Source organism: Streptomyces sp. NRRL S-244, from assembly GCF_000717915.1.
Classification (GTDB): domain Bacteria; phylum Actinomycetota; class Actinomycetes; order Streptomycetales; family Streptomycetaceae; genus Streptomyces.
Map to the genome: position 1 here is coordinate 67,466 of NZ_JOCX01000021.1, position 13,639 is coordinate 81,104.

Annotated in this window: 10 protein-coding genes and 1 tRNA gene; 6 read left to right on the forward strand and 5 right to left on the reverse strand. The window is 69.6% G+C overall.

Annotated elements, in window-relative coordinates; translation table 11 throughout:
• The first annotated feature begins 177 nt into the window (after positions 1–177).
• Both hrpA and IF02_RS0123750 read left to right on the forward strand, forming a co-directional pair.
• A complete protein-coding gene (gene hrpA / locus IF02_RS0123745) occupies positions 178–4,113 on the forward strand; it encodes an ATP-dependent RNA helicase HrpA (RefSeq protein WP_030160127.1) in 3,936 nt (1,311 codons plus the stop codon).
• Positions 4,114–4,182: 69 nt separating this feature from the next.
• A tRNA-Asp gene (locus IF02_RS0123750) sits at positions 4,183–4,256 on the forward strand.
• 505 nt (positions 4,257–4,761) lie between these two features.
• Here the strand turns inward: IF02_RS0123750 and bldC are convergent.
• Together bldC and IF02_RS0123760 are read right to left on the reverse strand one after the other, a co-directional pair.
• Positions 4,762–4,968 carry a developmental transcriptional regulator BldC gene (gene bldC / locus IF02_RS0123755; RefSeq protein ID WP_003949541.1) on the reverse strand — a complete coding sequence of 69 codons (207 nt, stop codon included), beginning with the start codon at positions 4,966–4,968 and terminating at the stop codon, positions 4,762–4,764.
• 500 nt (positions 4,969–5,468) lie between these two features.
• A complete protein-coding gene (locus IF02_RS0123760; RefSeq protein ID WP_199809271.1) occupies positions 5,469–6,323 on the reverse strand; it encodes a hypothetical protein in 855 nt (284 codons plus the stop codon).
• 196 nt (positions 6,324–6,519) lie between these two features.
• Here IF02_RS0123760 and IF02_RS0123765 point away from each other — a divergent pair, with 196 nt between their 5' ends.
• Together IF02_RS0123765 and IF02_RS0123770 are read left to right on the forward strand one after the other, a co-directional pair.
• The gene (locus IF02_RS0123765) at positions 6,520–7,644 is read left to right on the forward strand and encodes a Leu/Phe/Val dehydrogenase (RefSeq protein ID WP_037837003.1); all 1,125 of its coding nucleotides are present in this window, start codon (positions 6,520–6,522) and stop codon (positions 7,642–7,644) included.
• A 282-nt stretch (positions 7,645–7,926) separates the two neighbouring features.
• Positions 7,927–8,193: a DUF3073 domain-containing protein gene (locus tag IF02_RS0123770; protein ID WP_030160133.1), complete on the forward strand. Its 267-nt coding sequence runs from the start codon at positions 7,927–7,929 to the stop codon at positions 8,191–8,193.
• Positions 8,194–8,292: 99 nt separating this feature from the next.
• On the opposite strand, the gene purM is transcribed toward IF02_RS0123770, so the two are convergent.
• Together purM and purF are read right to left on the reverse strand one after the other, a co-directional pair.
• Positions 8,293–9,363 carry a phosphoribosylformylglycinamidine cyclo-ligase gene (purM, locus tag IF02_RS0123775; RefSeq protein WP_030160135.1) on the reverse strand — a complete coding sequence of 357 codons (1,071 nt, stop codon included), beginning with the start codon at positions 9,361–9,363 and terminating at the stop codon, positions 8,293–8,295.
• A 109-nt stretch (positions 9,364–9,472) separates the two neighbouring features.
• Positions 9,473–10,990, reverse strand: coding sequence for an amidophosphoribosyltransferase (purF, locus tag IF02_RS0123780; RefSeq protein ID WP_030160137.1), 1,518 nt, complete (start codon positions 10,988–10,990; stop codon positions 9,473–9,475).
• Positions 10,991–11,136: 146 nt separating this feature from the next.
• Here purF and IF02_RS36245 point away from each other — a divergent pair, with 146 nt between their 5' ends.
• Positions 11,137–11,232 (forward strand): putative leader peptide, encoded by a 96-nt coding sequence (locus tag IF02_RS36245; RefSeq protein ID WP_385588274.1) that lies wholly within the window; start codon positions 11,137–11,139, stop codon positions 11,230–11,232.
• 115 nt (positions 11,233–11,347) lie between these two features.
• Positions 11,348–12,772 (forward strand): sulfatase-like hydrolase/transferase, encoded by a 1,425-nt coding sequence (locus tag IF02_RS0123785; RefSeq protein ID WP_030160139.1) that lies wholly within the window; start codon positions 11,348–11,350, stop codon positions 12,770–12,772.
• 47 nt (positions 12,773–12,819) lie between these two features.
• Here IF02_RS0123785 and IF02_RS0123790 read toward each other — a convergent pair whose 3' ends face one another.
• A complete protein-coding gene (locus IF02_RS0123790; RefSeq protein ID WP_030160141.1) occupies positions 12,820–13,635 on the reverse strand; it encodes an META domain-containing protein in 816 nt (271 codons plus the stop codon).
• Positions 13,636–13,639 lie beyond the last annotated feature (4 nt).

Consider the following 13,639-nt stretch of genomic DNA (forward strand, 5'->3'; position numbering starts at 1 on the left):
CCCACCAGCACCGCGAGCACGGCGGCGAGCAGCCACCACACACCACGGGCGCGGGACATGGCGGGCCTCTCACTCGGTCAGCGGATCGGTTCAGGTGATCTCGTCCCGAAATGGTACGGGGAGGGTGCACAAATGCGTTCGCCACCCGGCGCCTGCGGGTGAGATCCTCGATCAGGTATGTCTACTTCCTTCGCCGCCCTGCAGACGCTTCTCGGTGAGATCTCCCTCCGTGACGCGCACCGCCTCGGCCGCCGCCTCGAAGGCGCCCGCCGCATCCGAAAGCCCGAGGCCAAGCAGGCCGTGCTCGACGAGATCGCCGCGGAGGCCGAGAAGGCCGCCGCGCGACTGGCCGGCCGTGCCTCGCGGATGCCGGAGGTCACGTATCCCGAGAACCTGCCCGTCAGCCAGAAGAAGGACGAGATCGCCGAGGCGATACGCGACCACCAGGTCGTGATCGTCGCCGGTGAGACCGGTTCCGGCAAGACCACGCAGATCCCCAAGATCTGCATGGAGCTGGGCCGCGGTGTCCGGGGCATGATCGGGCACACCCAGCCCCGCCGGATCGCCGCCCGCACGGTCGCCGAGCGGATCGCCGAGGAACTGAAGTCCGAGATCGGTCAGACCGTCGGCTGGAAGGTCCGGTTCACCGACCAGGTGGACCAGGACGCGACCTTCGTGAAGCTGATGACCGACGGCATCCTGCTCGCCGAGATCCAGACGGACCGCGAGCTGCGCGCGTACGACACGATCATCATCGACGAGGCCCACGAACGCAGCCTCAACATCGACTTCCTGCTGGGCTACCTGGCCACGCTGCTGCCCAAGCGCCCCGACCTCAAGGTGATCATCACCTCGGCGACGATCGACCCGGAGCGGTTCTCCCGGCACTTCGGCGATGCCCCGATCGTCGAGGTCAGCGGCCGTACGTACCCGGTCGAGGTGCGCTATCGGCCGCTCCTCGAAGAGGATGGCGAGGACAGCGACCGGGACCAGATCACCGCGATCTGCGAGGCCGTCGACGAGCTCCAGTCGGAGGGCCCCGGCGACGTCCTGGTCTTCCTCTCCGGCGAGCGCGAGATCCGCGACACGGCGGACGCCCTGAACAAGCGGAATCTCCGCTTCACTGAAGTCCTCCCCCTCTACGCGCGCCTCTCGCACGCCGAGCAGCACCGGGTGTTCCAGCAGCACACCGGCCGCAGGATCGTTCTCGCGACCAACGTCGCCGAGACCTCCCTCACCGTTCCCGGCATCAAGTACGTGATCGACCCGGGCACCGCCCGGATCTCCCGCTACAGCCACCGCACCAAGGTCCAGCGCCTGCCCATCGAGCGGATCTCCCAGGCCAGCGCCAACCAGCGCAAGGGCCGCTGCGGCCGTACCAGCGACGGCATCTGCATCCGCCTGTACTCCGAGGACGACTTCCTCTCCCGTCCCGAGTTCACGGACGCCGAGATCCTGCGCACGAACCTGGCGTCCGTCATCCTCCAGATGACCGCGGCCGGCCTCGGCGAGATCGAGAAGTTCCCCTTCATCGACCCGCCGGACCACCGCAACATCCGCGACGGCGTCCAGCTGCTCCAGGAGCTCGGGGCGCTCGACCCGAACGAGAAGGACCACAAGAAGCGGCTCACCCAGATGGGCCGCCAGCTCTCCCAGCTCCCCGTGGACCCTCGCCTGGCCCGCATGGTCGTCGAGGCGGACAAGAACAACTGCGTCCGCGAGGTCATGGTCATCGCGGCGGCCCTGTCCATCCAGGACCCGCGCGAGCGGCCCTCGGACAAGCAGACGCAGGCCGACCAGAACCACGCCCGCTTCAAGGACGAGACCAGCGACTTCCTCTCGTTCCTCAACATGTGGCGCTACGTCCGCGAGCAGCAGAAGGAGCGCGGCTCGTCCTCGTTCCGCCGGATGTGCAAGCAGGAGTACCTGAACTTCCTGCGGATCCGCGAGTGGCAGGACATCTACTCGCAGCTGCGTACGGTCGCCAAGGGCATGGGCATCCACGTCAACGAGGGCGACGCCCCCGAGACGAGCGTGCACATCTCGCTGCTGGCCGGCCTGCTCTCGCACATCGGCCTCAAGGACACCGACAAGAACGAGTACCTGGGGGCCCGGTCCGCCAAGTTCGCGATCTTCCCGGGCTCGGCGCTCTTCAAGAAGCAGCCGAAGTTCCTGATGTCGGCGGAGCTGGTGGAGACCTCGCGGCTGTGGGCCCGGGTCAACGCCAAGGTGGAGCCGGAGTGGGTCGAGCCGCTCGCCCAGCACCTGATCAAGCGCACGTACAGCGAGCCGCACTGGGAGAAGGACCAGGCGGCCGTCATGGCGTACGAGAAGGTCACGCTGTACGGCGTGCCGATCGTCGCCCAGCGGAAGATCAACTACGGCCGGATCGACGCCGAGGTCTCGCGCGAGCTGTTCATCCGCAACGCACTGGTCGAGGGCGACTGGCGCACGCACCACAAGTTCTACGCCGACAACCGCAAGCTCCTCACCGAGGTCGAGGAGCTGGAGAACCGGGCGCGGCGCCGCGACATCGTGGTCGACGACGAGACCCTCTTCGACTTCTACGACCAGCGGATCCCCGAGCACGTGGTCTCCGGGGCGCACTTCGACTCGTGGTGGAAGCACAAGAAGCGGGACGAGCCCGAACTCCTCGACTTCGAGCGCGAGATGCTGCTCACCGAGAAGGCGGCCGGAGTCACCAAGGCCGACTACCCGGACTCCTGGCGCCAGGGGCAGCTCAAGTTCCGGGTGACCTACCAGTTCGAGCCCGGCGCGGACGCGGACGGCGTGACCGTCCACATCCCGCTCCAGGTGCTGAACCAGGTCACCGACGAGGGCTTCGACTGGCAGATCCCGGGCCTGCGGGAAGAGGTCGTCACCGAGCTGATCCGGTCGCTGCCGAAGCCGATCCGCCGGCACTACGTGCCCGCACCGAACTTCGCGACCCGCTTCCTGGACACGGCCGTACCCCTCCAGGAGCCGCTGCCGGTGACGCTGGCGCGCGAGCTCCAGCGGATGGTCGGGGTCCCGGTCACCGCCGAGGACTTCGACCTCGGCCGGATCCCGGACCACCTGAAGATCACGTTCCGGATCGTCGACGAGCGCCGCAAGAACCTCGCCGAGGACAAGGACCTGGAGGCCCTGCGGCTGAAGCTGAAGCCGAAGGCCCGCCAGGCCCTCTCCAAGGCCGCCGCGGCCACCGCCGAGCGCGCGGGCGGGGAGTCGCTGGAGCGCACCGGGCTGACCGACTGGACGATCGGCACGCTGACCAAGGTCTTCGAGACCCGGCGGGCCGGCCAGCCGGTGAAGGCGTACCCGGCGCTGGTGGACGAGGGCACCAGCGTGTCCGTACGGCTCTTCGACACGGAGGCCGAGCAGCAGCAGGCGATGTGGCTGGGCACGCGGCGGCTCATCCTGCTGAACATCCCGGTGAACCCGGCGAAGTTCGCCTCGGACCACCTGACCAACCAGCAGAAGCTGGCCCTGTCCCGCAATCCGCACGGCTCCATCCAGGCGCTGTTCGACGACTGCGCGACCGCCGCGACCGACAAGCTGATCGCCGACCACGGCGGCCCGGCATGGGACGAGGCGGCCTTCCGCACGCTCTACGAGGCCGTCCGCGCCGACCTGGTGGACACGACCGTGCGGACGGTGGCCCAGGTGCAGCAGGTGCTGGCCGCCTGGCAGGCCTGTGAGCGCCGTCTGAAGGCCACGAACAGCCTGGCCCTGGTGGCGAACGTGCAGGACGTCAGGACGCAGCTGGCGGCCCTCGTACCGGCGGGCTTCGTGACCCTGACGGGCCTGCGCCGGCTGCCGGACCTGATGCGCTACCTGGTGGCGGTGGACCGGCGGCTCCAGCAGATGCCGACGGGCGCCCAGCGCGACACCACGCGCATGCAGAAGGTCCACGAGATGCAGGACGAGTACGCGTGGCTGCTGGAGCAGCTGCCGAAGGGCCGGCCGGTGCCGTCCGCGGTCACCGACATCCGCTGGATGATCGAGGAACTCCGGGTCAGCTACTTCGCGCACGCGCTCGGGACGGCGTATCCGATCTCCGACAAGCGGATCGTGAAGGCGGTGGACGCGGCCGCCCCGGGCCCGGCCCGCTGATCGGGTTCGACTGCACCCCCTGAGCTGGGGTACAGTCTGATTCGCAGCCGCCGAGCGGCCGCAAATCAAGGACCTGTGGAGCAGTTGGTTAGCTCGCCACCCTGTCAAGGTGGAGGTCGCGGGTTCAAGTCCCGTCAGGTTCGCAAGAAGAGCAGGGCCCGCATCCCCAAGGGATGCGGGCCCTGCTTCGTTTGGTCCCGCGTTCGCCCCCCGGGAGCCTCCGGAGCCCCTGGAGCCTCCGGAGCCCCGGGAACCCCTGCCCCTCCCCTGGATGCCTGCGGGGGAAAATCGCCCGTCCGCATGAGGCGCTCTGCGACGCACGTCCCCTTACGGGTGCATTGCGGGTCGCACAAGAGTCACTGCCTGTGACGGGAGTCACCACATGAGTTTTTGAGACGCACACATTTATCGCACCCATACGCGTGCTCGATTTAATATGTGCAATGGCACCCATCCTGCCGGCCTCCCGAGCGCGCCCGATTCGACCCCTCCCCGGGCATAAAAAAGGATCGCGCTGGACCCGGCGGAGTCCAGCGCGATCCGACGACAAGAACCTGTTGGGGCAGGTCCAAGCGTTTGAAGCCCTGTGGGTTTCATCGGATTGGGGGACCCGATTCAAGCCCGGTAAAGCGGGGTGCTTGCGCGACCTCAGGCCTCGCTGCGCTGCTGCGGAATTCCCGCGAGCAGTGCGCGAACCTCGGCCTCGCGGTAACGGCGGTGTCCACCCAGGGTGCGGATGGACGTGAGCTTGCCAGCCTTGGCCCAGCGGGTGACCGTCTTCGGGTCCACGCGGAACATCGTGGCAACCTCAGCCGGGGTCAGCAGCGGCTCGGCATCAGGGGTGCGAGCGGTCATGAGCGGCCTCCTCGGGAGAACCGAACCATCTCGGTTCTTTCCTCTAAATTCTGCACCTTGGCCCGCGTTGCCCGAAATGGACATACGCGGGCCGAGTCGGTTATAGGACGAACGGCTTGTCCTCGGCACTACAACTACACCATCCGTCCAGCCTCGACGGCCAAACCGATGGAATTGCCCTCCGAGGTGTTCATCAGCGGCGGAAGCCGATGGACCGCCCCATAACGGACAGTCACCCCACTGTGACGATCAGTCACAGAGCGATCAGGAGTCATCAGGACCCCCCGTAGAGTGCAATGCCGAGCATTCCGCCCAAAGTTGGGTGGAAGGAACCCTCCCCGGACTCCTTGTCCTATTTTGGCACGAGGGTAGGGGAAGGGCGCAAGGGTGTAGATAGTGCGGTCCGTCACGCTTGAGCCAATGGCCCGTATCGGGACGTAGGTCCTGGAACTAAGGCCCGAATGTGTCGCGATCAAGAACCTGGGGGACCGCTCCGGGGGTCAGTTCGCGAACAGTCTCTCCCGGACCTCCCGCCAGCGCTCCGCCAGCTCCGCGTACGCCTCCGCCGCCGCTGCCTCGTCCCCGGCCCGCAGCGCCGCGATCCCCGCCGCCACGTCCCGGGCCGAGCGGTCGGTGCGCAGCCGGTCCGCCGGCAGCGCGTGGACCAGCCCCGCGTAGTCCAGCTCGACCATCGAGCGCGGATGGAACTCCTCCAGCCAGCTGCCGACGTCCACCAGCCCCTCCGCGAGCCCCGCGTACCCCTCGGCCGCCCGCAGGATCCGCAGCGCCCGCGCGAGCCGCCGCCGGGCCTGCACCATCGGCGTCCGGTAGCGCATCCGCTCGCCCGGCAGGTACTCCCGCTCGTCGTCGGCCACCAGCACGAACCAGCGCAGCGGCACCTGCCACACCGCGGTACGGATCCACGGGCGCGCGTCCGGATTCCGCTCGCGCCAGCGCTCGTACTCCTCGGCCGCCCGTCGCCGCGCCCCCGGCGGGAGCGCCGCGTCCAGCACCGGCTGCGGGAACTGGCCGGCCAGCTCCTGGAGCGCCAGCCAGCCGCGCAGTCTGGTCCGCCACGGGCAGACCAGCAGCACCCCGTCCACCTCCGCCGTGAAGGCGTCCGCGCTCTCGTGCGCCGGCACCCCGACCACCGGGACCCGGACCAAGTCGGAGAGGGAGCGACGCAGTTCGTCCTGGGCCGTCGCCACCACGCCGCGCCGCGCGTACGAGGCCCAGTGGGTGCGCTCCGGCTCCGCGAAGGCCGCCAGGGGCTCGTAGACGCGCAGGTAGGAGGCGTACGGGACGGTCGGCGCCGAGCGCGCCGCGGGCAGCTTGGGGTCGGGGGATTCGCTCACGCTCTCGTACTCCCCCGCCCCGCCGGGAGCTACGCGCCGGGCGCGCCGCGGGAGGCTGTCGCAGCACGGGAGTGTTCCGATCTCCGGACAGGTCGCCTGCGCACGGCCCACAGGTCTTACTCTGCTCCCAGCGCGCCCTCCCCCACCCGCAGGGCGGGCGTCATTCCGCCGCATCTCTTCCATGGGAGTCACCACCGTGACCGAAATGACCGACGGCGTCCTGCACACCCTGTTCCGCACGGAACAGGGCGGCCACGAGCAAGTCGTGCTGTGCCAGGACCGAGCCTCCGGCCTGAAGGCCGTCATCGCGATCCACTCCACCGCCCTGGGCCCCGCCCTCGGCGGTACGCGCTTCCACGCGTACGCCTCGGACGAGGAGGCCGTCCTCGACGCGCTGAACCTCTCGCGCGGCATGTCGTACAAGAACGCCCTCGCCGGTCTCGACCTCGGCGGCGGCAAGGCCGTCATCATCGGCGACCCCGACGTACTGAAGTCCGAAGAACTGCTGCTGGCCTACGGCCGGTTCGTGGAGTCCCTCGGCGGCCGCTACGTCACGGCCTGCGACGTCGGCACGTACGTGGCGGACATGGACGTCGTGGCCCGCGAGACCCGCTGGGCGACCGGCCGCTCCCCCGAGAACGGCGGCGCCGGCGACTCCTCGGTCCTCACCGCCTTCGGCGTCTTCCAGGGCATGCGGGCCAGCGCCCAGCACCTGTGGGGCGACCCGACCCTGCGCGGCCGCAAGGTCGGCGTGGCGGGCGTCGGCAAGGTCGGCCACCACCTGGTCGAGCACCTGCTGGCGGACGGCGCCGAGGTCGTCATCACGGACGTGCGGGAAGAGTCCGTGCAGCGGATCCTCGACAAGCACCCGGGCAAGGTCACCGCGGTCGCCGACACGGAGGCGCTGATCCGCCTGGAGGGCCTGGACATCTACGCCCCCTGCGCGCTCGGCGGGGCCCTGAACGACGACACGCTGAGCGTCCTGACGGCGAAGGTCGTCTGCGGCGCCGCGAACAACCAGCTCGCCCACCCGGGCGTGGAGAAGGACCTCGCGGACCGCGGGATCCTCTACGCGCCCGACTACGTGGTGAACGCGGGCGGGGTCATCCAGGTCGCCGACGAGCTCCACGGCTTCGACTTCGACCGCTGCAAGGCGAAGGCCACGAAGATCTTCGACACCACGCTGGAGATCTTCGCTCGTGCGAAGGCGGACGGGATCCCGCCGGCCGCTGCGGCCGACCGGATCGCCGAGCAGCGGATGGCGGACGCCCGCGCGGCGAAGGCCGCGAAGGGCTCGTACCCGGCTGTCGACCCGTCATAACGGCCCCTGACGTGCACCCGCCGGGGTTGCGGCGAGACGGAACTCACTGCACTTCGGCGGGTCGCCCGCCAGGAAAGGGTTAAAATCGCAGCTGACCAGCGAGGACGGGGCGCCTCATTGGTCCTGCACCGGGGCACGTCATGCGGGCGGCGTACCGTATGGCCGCGGAAGCAGGTACCGTTAAACCCCTACGGACGGTCTCTCCACGGAGAGCCCGCTCCGAACCATGAACGCGTGTCAGACTCTGGGGCCGTCGAGCCCCGTCACCGAGGGGGTCGAGCCATGGGGCGCGGCCGGGCCAAGGCCAAGCAGACAAAGGTCGCCCGCCAGCTGAAGTACAACAGCGGCGGGACTGACCTCTCGCGTCTGGCCAATGAGCTGGGCGCATCGCCGACGGAACCGCTGCTGCCTGTCAGCGAGCCGGTCGAAGTCGATGACGATCTGGACGACGACGACCCGTACGCCAAGTACGCGGATCTGTACAACAGCGATGATGACGACGACGAGGACGAAGAGTCCGGTCCGTCGCCGCAGCGTCGCGGCGCTTGACGCTCTCGCGCGTCTCTTTCGCGTCTGCACGAATAGCCGTAAAGGCAAAAACACCGAACCCGGTCCAGGGCAATCGCCCCGGACCGGGTTCAGTGCTGCTCAGCTCGCGTAGGAACCGGTGAGGGTCGCACCCTCGGTACGGTCGCCCCGGTCCAGGATCTCGCCGGCGACCCAGGCGTCCACGCCCCGGTCGGCCAGCGCGGTCAGCGCCACGTCCACCGACTCCTGCGGGACCACGGCCATCATGCCGACGCCCATGTTCAGGGTCTTCTCCAGCTCCAGCTGCTCCACCTGACCGGCCTTTCCGACCAGGTCGAAGATCGCGCCGGGGGCCCAGGTCGTACGGTCGACCGTGGCGTGCAGGTGGTCCGGGATGACCCGGGCCAGGTTGGCCGCGAGACCGCCGCCGGTGATGTGCGAGTACGCGTGGACCTCGGCCGTACGGGTGAGGGCCATGCAGTCCAGCGAGTAGATCTTGGTCGGCTCCAGCAGCTCCTCGCCGAGGGTCCGGCCGAGCTCCTCCACGTGCTGGTCGAGCGACATGCCGGCGCGGTCGAAGAGGACGTGCCGGACCAGCGAGTACCCGTTCGAGTGAAGGCCGGACGATGCCATCGCGATGACGGCGTCACCCGTACGGATGCGATCCGCGCCGAGCAGGCGGTCGTACTCGACGACACCGGTTCCGGCGCCCGCCACGTCGAAGTCGTCCGGGCCCAGCAGACCCGGGTGCTCGGCGGTTTCGCCGCCCACCAGGGCGCAGCCGGCGAGGACGCAGCCCTCGGCGATGCCCTTCACGATCGCCGCGACACGCTCCGGGTGGACCTTGCCCACGCAGATGTAGTCGGTCATGAAGAGCGGCTCGGCGCCGCAGACGACGATGTCGTCCATGACCATCGCGACGAGGTCGTGGCCGATGGTGTCGTACACGCCCAGCTGGCGGGCGATGTCCACCTTCGTGCCGACCCCGTCGGTCGCGGAGGCCAGCAGCGGGCGCTCGTAGCGCTTGAGGGCGGAGGCGTCGAAGAGGCCGGCGAATCCGCCGAGGCCGCCGAGGACCTCGGGGCGCTGCGTCTTCTTCACCCACTCCTTCATGAGCTCGACGGCGCGGTCCCCGGCTTCGATGTCGACGCCCGCGGCTGCGTAGCTGGCACCGGTGGTCTTCTCTGTCATGACAGGAGAGAGCTTTCGTGTCGTTACTGCGGGTGGTGCCGGGCCCTGGGAGAAGCACTCGTAAAGACAGGGCCCGGCGCAGGTGGAGCCGGGGTCGCGGGTCGCGGCGCTACGGGCGCCGGAGCGCGTCGGCGGCGTCGGTGCCGCCGGCCAGCTCGCTCTCCAGAAGCTGCTTGCCCAGGAGCTGCGGGTCGGGCAGCTCCATGGGGTACTCGCCGTCGAAGCAGGCACGGCAGAGGTTGGGCTTCTGGATGGTCGTCGCCTCGATCATCGAGTCGAGCGAGATGTACGAGAGCGAGTCCGCGCCGAGCGACGTGGCGATCTCGTCGACCGTCATGCCGTTGGCGATCAGCTCGGCCCTGGTGGCGAAGTCGATGCCGAAGAAGCACGGCCACTTCACCGGCGGCGAGGAGATCCGGATGTGGACCTCGGCCGCGCCGGCCTCGCGGAGCATCTTGACCAGGGCGCGCTGGGTGTTGCCGCGGACGATCGAGTCGTCGACGACCACCAGGCGCTTGCCCCGGATGACTTCCTTGAGGGGGTTGAGCTTCAGGCGGATGCCCAGCTGGCGGATCGTCTGCGAGGGCTGGATGAAGGTCCGGCCGACGTAGGCGTTCTTGACCAGGCCGGAGCCGTACGGGATCCCGCTGGCCTCGGCGTAGCCGACGGCGGCGGGCGTGCCGGATTCCGGCGTCGCTATCACCAGGTCGGCGTCGACGGGGGCTTCCTTGGCCAGGCGCCGGCCCATCTCGACACGCGAGAGGTAGACGTTCCGGCCGGCGATGTCGGTGTCCGGGCGCGCCAGGTAGACGTACTCGAAGACACAGCCCTTGGGCTTCGCTTCCGCGAATCGGGAGGTGCGCAGGCCGTTCTCGTCGATCGCGATGAGCTCGCCCGGCTCGACCTCGCGGACGAAGCTGGCTCCGCAGATGTCGAGGGCAGCGGTCTCGCTCGCGACCACCCAGCCGCGCTCAAGGCGGCCGAGGACCAGCGGGCGGATGCCCTGCGGGTCACGGGCGGTGTAGAGGGTTCCCTCGTCCATGAACACGAGCGAGAACGCACCCTTGACCTTCGGGAGGACCTTGGTGGCCGACTCCTCGATGGTCAGGGGCTTGCCGTCGTCGTCCGTCTGGCCGGCCAGCAGGGCGGTGACCAGGTCGGTGTCGTTGGTGGCCGCCACCTGGGTGGCGCGGCCGTCCTGACGGGGGAGGTCGGCGACCATCTCGGCGAGCTCGGCGGTGTTCACCAGGTTGCCGTTGTGACCCAGGGCAATGGAGCCGTGGGCGGTCGCGCGGAAAGTGGGCTGCGCGTTCTCCCAGACGGAGGCTCCGGTGGTCGAGTAGCGGGCGTGACCGACCGCGATATGACCCTGGAGCGAGCCGAGAGAGGTTTCGTCGAAGACTTGGGAAACGAGGCCCATGTCCTTGAAGACGAGGATCTGGGAACCGTTGCTCACAGCGATTCCCGCGGACTCTTGTCCACGGTGCTGCAGCGCATACAGTCCGAAGTAGGTGAGCTTGGCGACCTCTTCACCCGGAGCCCAGACACCGAAGACGCCGCAAGCGTCCTGGGGGCCCTTTTCGCCGGGGAGCAGGTCGTGGTTGAGTCGTCCATCACCACGAGGCACGCTTCCGAGTGTAGGCGAGATCGACCACTGGTCCGAATTGGGGATGGCCGGGAAATCTCACAGCACAGAGGGTGACTGTGTGACTCTGTCTCGCTATTCGGAGCTTTGTTGACATCTACGAAGGTATTCGTACAGGCTCTCGCCCCATGCAGCCTCTCGGTGACCACTCCGTCACCCTCGTCGAGCGCCGCCACGTAGACCTGGTCCGTGTCGCGAGCGCCATCTGTCGCTGTTCTGCGTAGCCACAACTCTCCGTCTTCTTTTTCCCTTTCGCTCCGCCCAGCCCCGCCCTGCCGTGCCGCGCGCCGTCCCGCGCCCGCCCGGGGCGGGGCCGCCGAGCCGTGTCTTGGAGTTCCTGTGTCTTCGTACGACAACCACCTGTCCCGCCGGGCGTTCGGAAGCGCCGTCGGAGTGAGTGCGGCGGCCGCCGCGGTGGGGCTCGGGGCCGGCCCGGCCGCCGCCTCCGACGCCTCCGGGACCGGCCCCGAGGAGCGCCCGTTCCAGGCCGCCCGCGGCCGGCGTTCGCGGCGCCCGAACGTCCTGTTCATCCTCGGCGACGACCTGGGCTGGGCCGACCTCTCCTCGTACGGCTCCCCGCACATCAAGACCCCGAACCTGGACCGGCTGGCCCGCCAGGGGGTCCGCTTCACCGACGCCTACTCCGGCTCCGCCACCTGCTCGCCGACCCGGTTCAGCCTGTACACGGGCCGCTACCCGGGCCGGACCGAGGGCGGGCTCGCCGAGCCCATCGCCGACAAGAGCGCCGGCCTGGAGCCCACCCACCCCACGCTGGCCTCACTGCTGCGCGCCTCCGGCTACGCGACCGCGCTGATCGGCAAGTGGCACTGCGGCTACCTGCCCGACTACAGCCCGACCAAGTCGGGCTGGGACGAGTTCTTCGGGAACTTCGGCGGGGCCCTGGAGTACTACTCCAAGCTGGGCCTGGGCGGCGAGTACGACCTCTACGAGGGCGACGCCACCTACAAGGACCTGCGCTACTACACGCGGATCATCACCGAGCGCGCCGCCGAGTACGTCTCCCGCGACCACGGCGGCAAGCCCTGGCTGCTGAACCTCAACTTCACCACCCCGCACTGGCCGTGGATCGCCGACGGGGACACCGAGGCGAGCGCCGAGGTCGAACGCCGGATCAAGGCGGGCGACGCCCGGGCACTGTGGCACCAGGACGGCGGCTCCGTGGACAAGTACCGGCAGATGGTGGAGGACCTCGACCGCTCGGTCGGCGAAGTGCTGAAGGCCCTCAAGCGCTCCGGTCAGGAGGAGGACACCCTGGTCTTCTTCTCCAGCGACAACGGCGGCGAGCGCTTCTCGTACAACTGGCCGCTCTCCGGCAACAAGGCCTCCCTCCAGGAGGGCGGGATCCGGGTGCCGAACATCGTGCGCTGGCCCGCCCGGATCGACGGCGGCCAGGTCAGCCGGGTCCCGGTCTTCACCCCGGACTGGACGGCGACCCTGCTGGAGCTGGCCGGGACCCGGCCGGACCCGGCCCATCCGCTGGACGGGGTGAGCCTGGCCGGATACCTGCTGCGCGGCGAGAAGACCGCGGAGCGGAACCTGTTCTGGCGGGTGCGCGGGGAGCGGGCCCTGCGCCGCGGGGACTGGAAGTACTACCGCGGCAAGACGGGCAAGGACCAGCTGTTCAACCTGGCCGGGGACGTCCGCGAACAGGCCGACAAGGCGGCCCTGGAGCCGGCCAGGCTGGCGGAGCTGCGCGCGGCCTGGGAGAAGGTGGACGCGGGGCTGCTGCCGTACCCGAACTGACCTGCGGATGCCGGGCGTCGGGCGTCGGGCGTCGGGCGTCGGGCGGGTCATTCCGCGGCCGAGGCGGCCGTCGCGGTCAGGCCCGTGCCGTCCGGCGCGGTGAGGGTGAGCGTCCCGCCCTTGATCCTCCAGGTGAGCGGGGAGGCGGCGAAGAGCTCGGTCAGCTTCCGCTCGACCTCGCCCGCCGGGCCCTCGCAGGCCATCCGGGTCGTGGTCAGCGGCCCGAAGGTGAGCTGGGCGCCGTCACCGGTGGCCTTGGCGCTGAACCGGTTGCAGCCGAGGCTGCCGCTCGCGGCCAGGTCGGCGCCGATGGTGAAGACGGCCTTGCCGGCCGCCCCGGCCGGCAAGGAGGCGGCGCTCTGGCCGCTGACCAGGGAGGTCACGGTCCACGTGGTGGTGGTGAGCGGGGCGTCCGGGGCCGGGGGTTCCGAGCTCATCGCGATCGTGCTCCCGTCGGCGGTCTTCAGGGTGAGCCGGTCCGGCTGCCGGTCGACCGTCAGCCGGCCGGTCAGGAGCTTGGCGAAGGCCGTCTCGAACTCCGTGTTCTCGCAGGCCATGGCGGTGGTGGAGCCCGGTTTCACGGTGATGGCGCTCGCGCCGTCGTGGGTGACCTCGGCGGTGAATCCGTTGCAGCCGTAGTTGCCGGTGGCCTGGTCGGGTCCGCCCGCCGGGAAGGTGACCCGGGCGACGGAGGGCGCAGTGAGGGTCTTCCCGCCCACGGTCAGGCTCTGTACGAACCAGGTCCCGGCCGAGCCGTGTCCCGGGAGGGTGCCGCGCGTACCGCCGCCGTCACTGCAGGCGGTGGCGGCGGCCAGGGTCAGGAGGGCGACGAGGGCAGCGGGGAGGTGCCGTAGCGTACGCATGCCC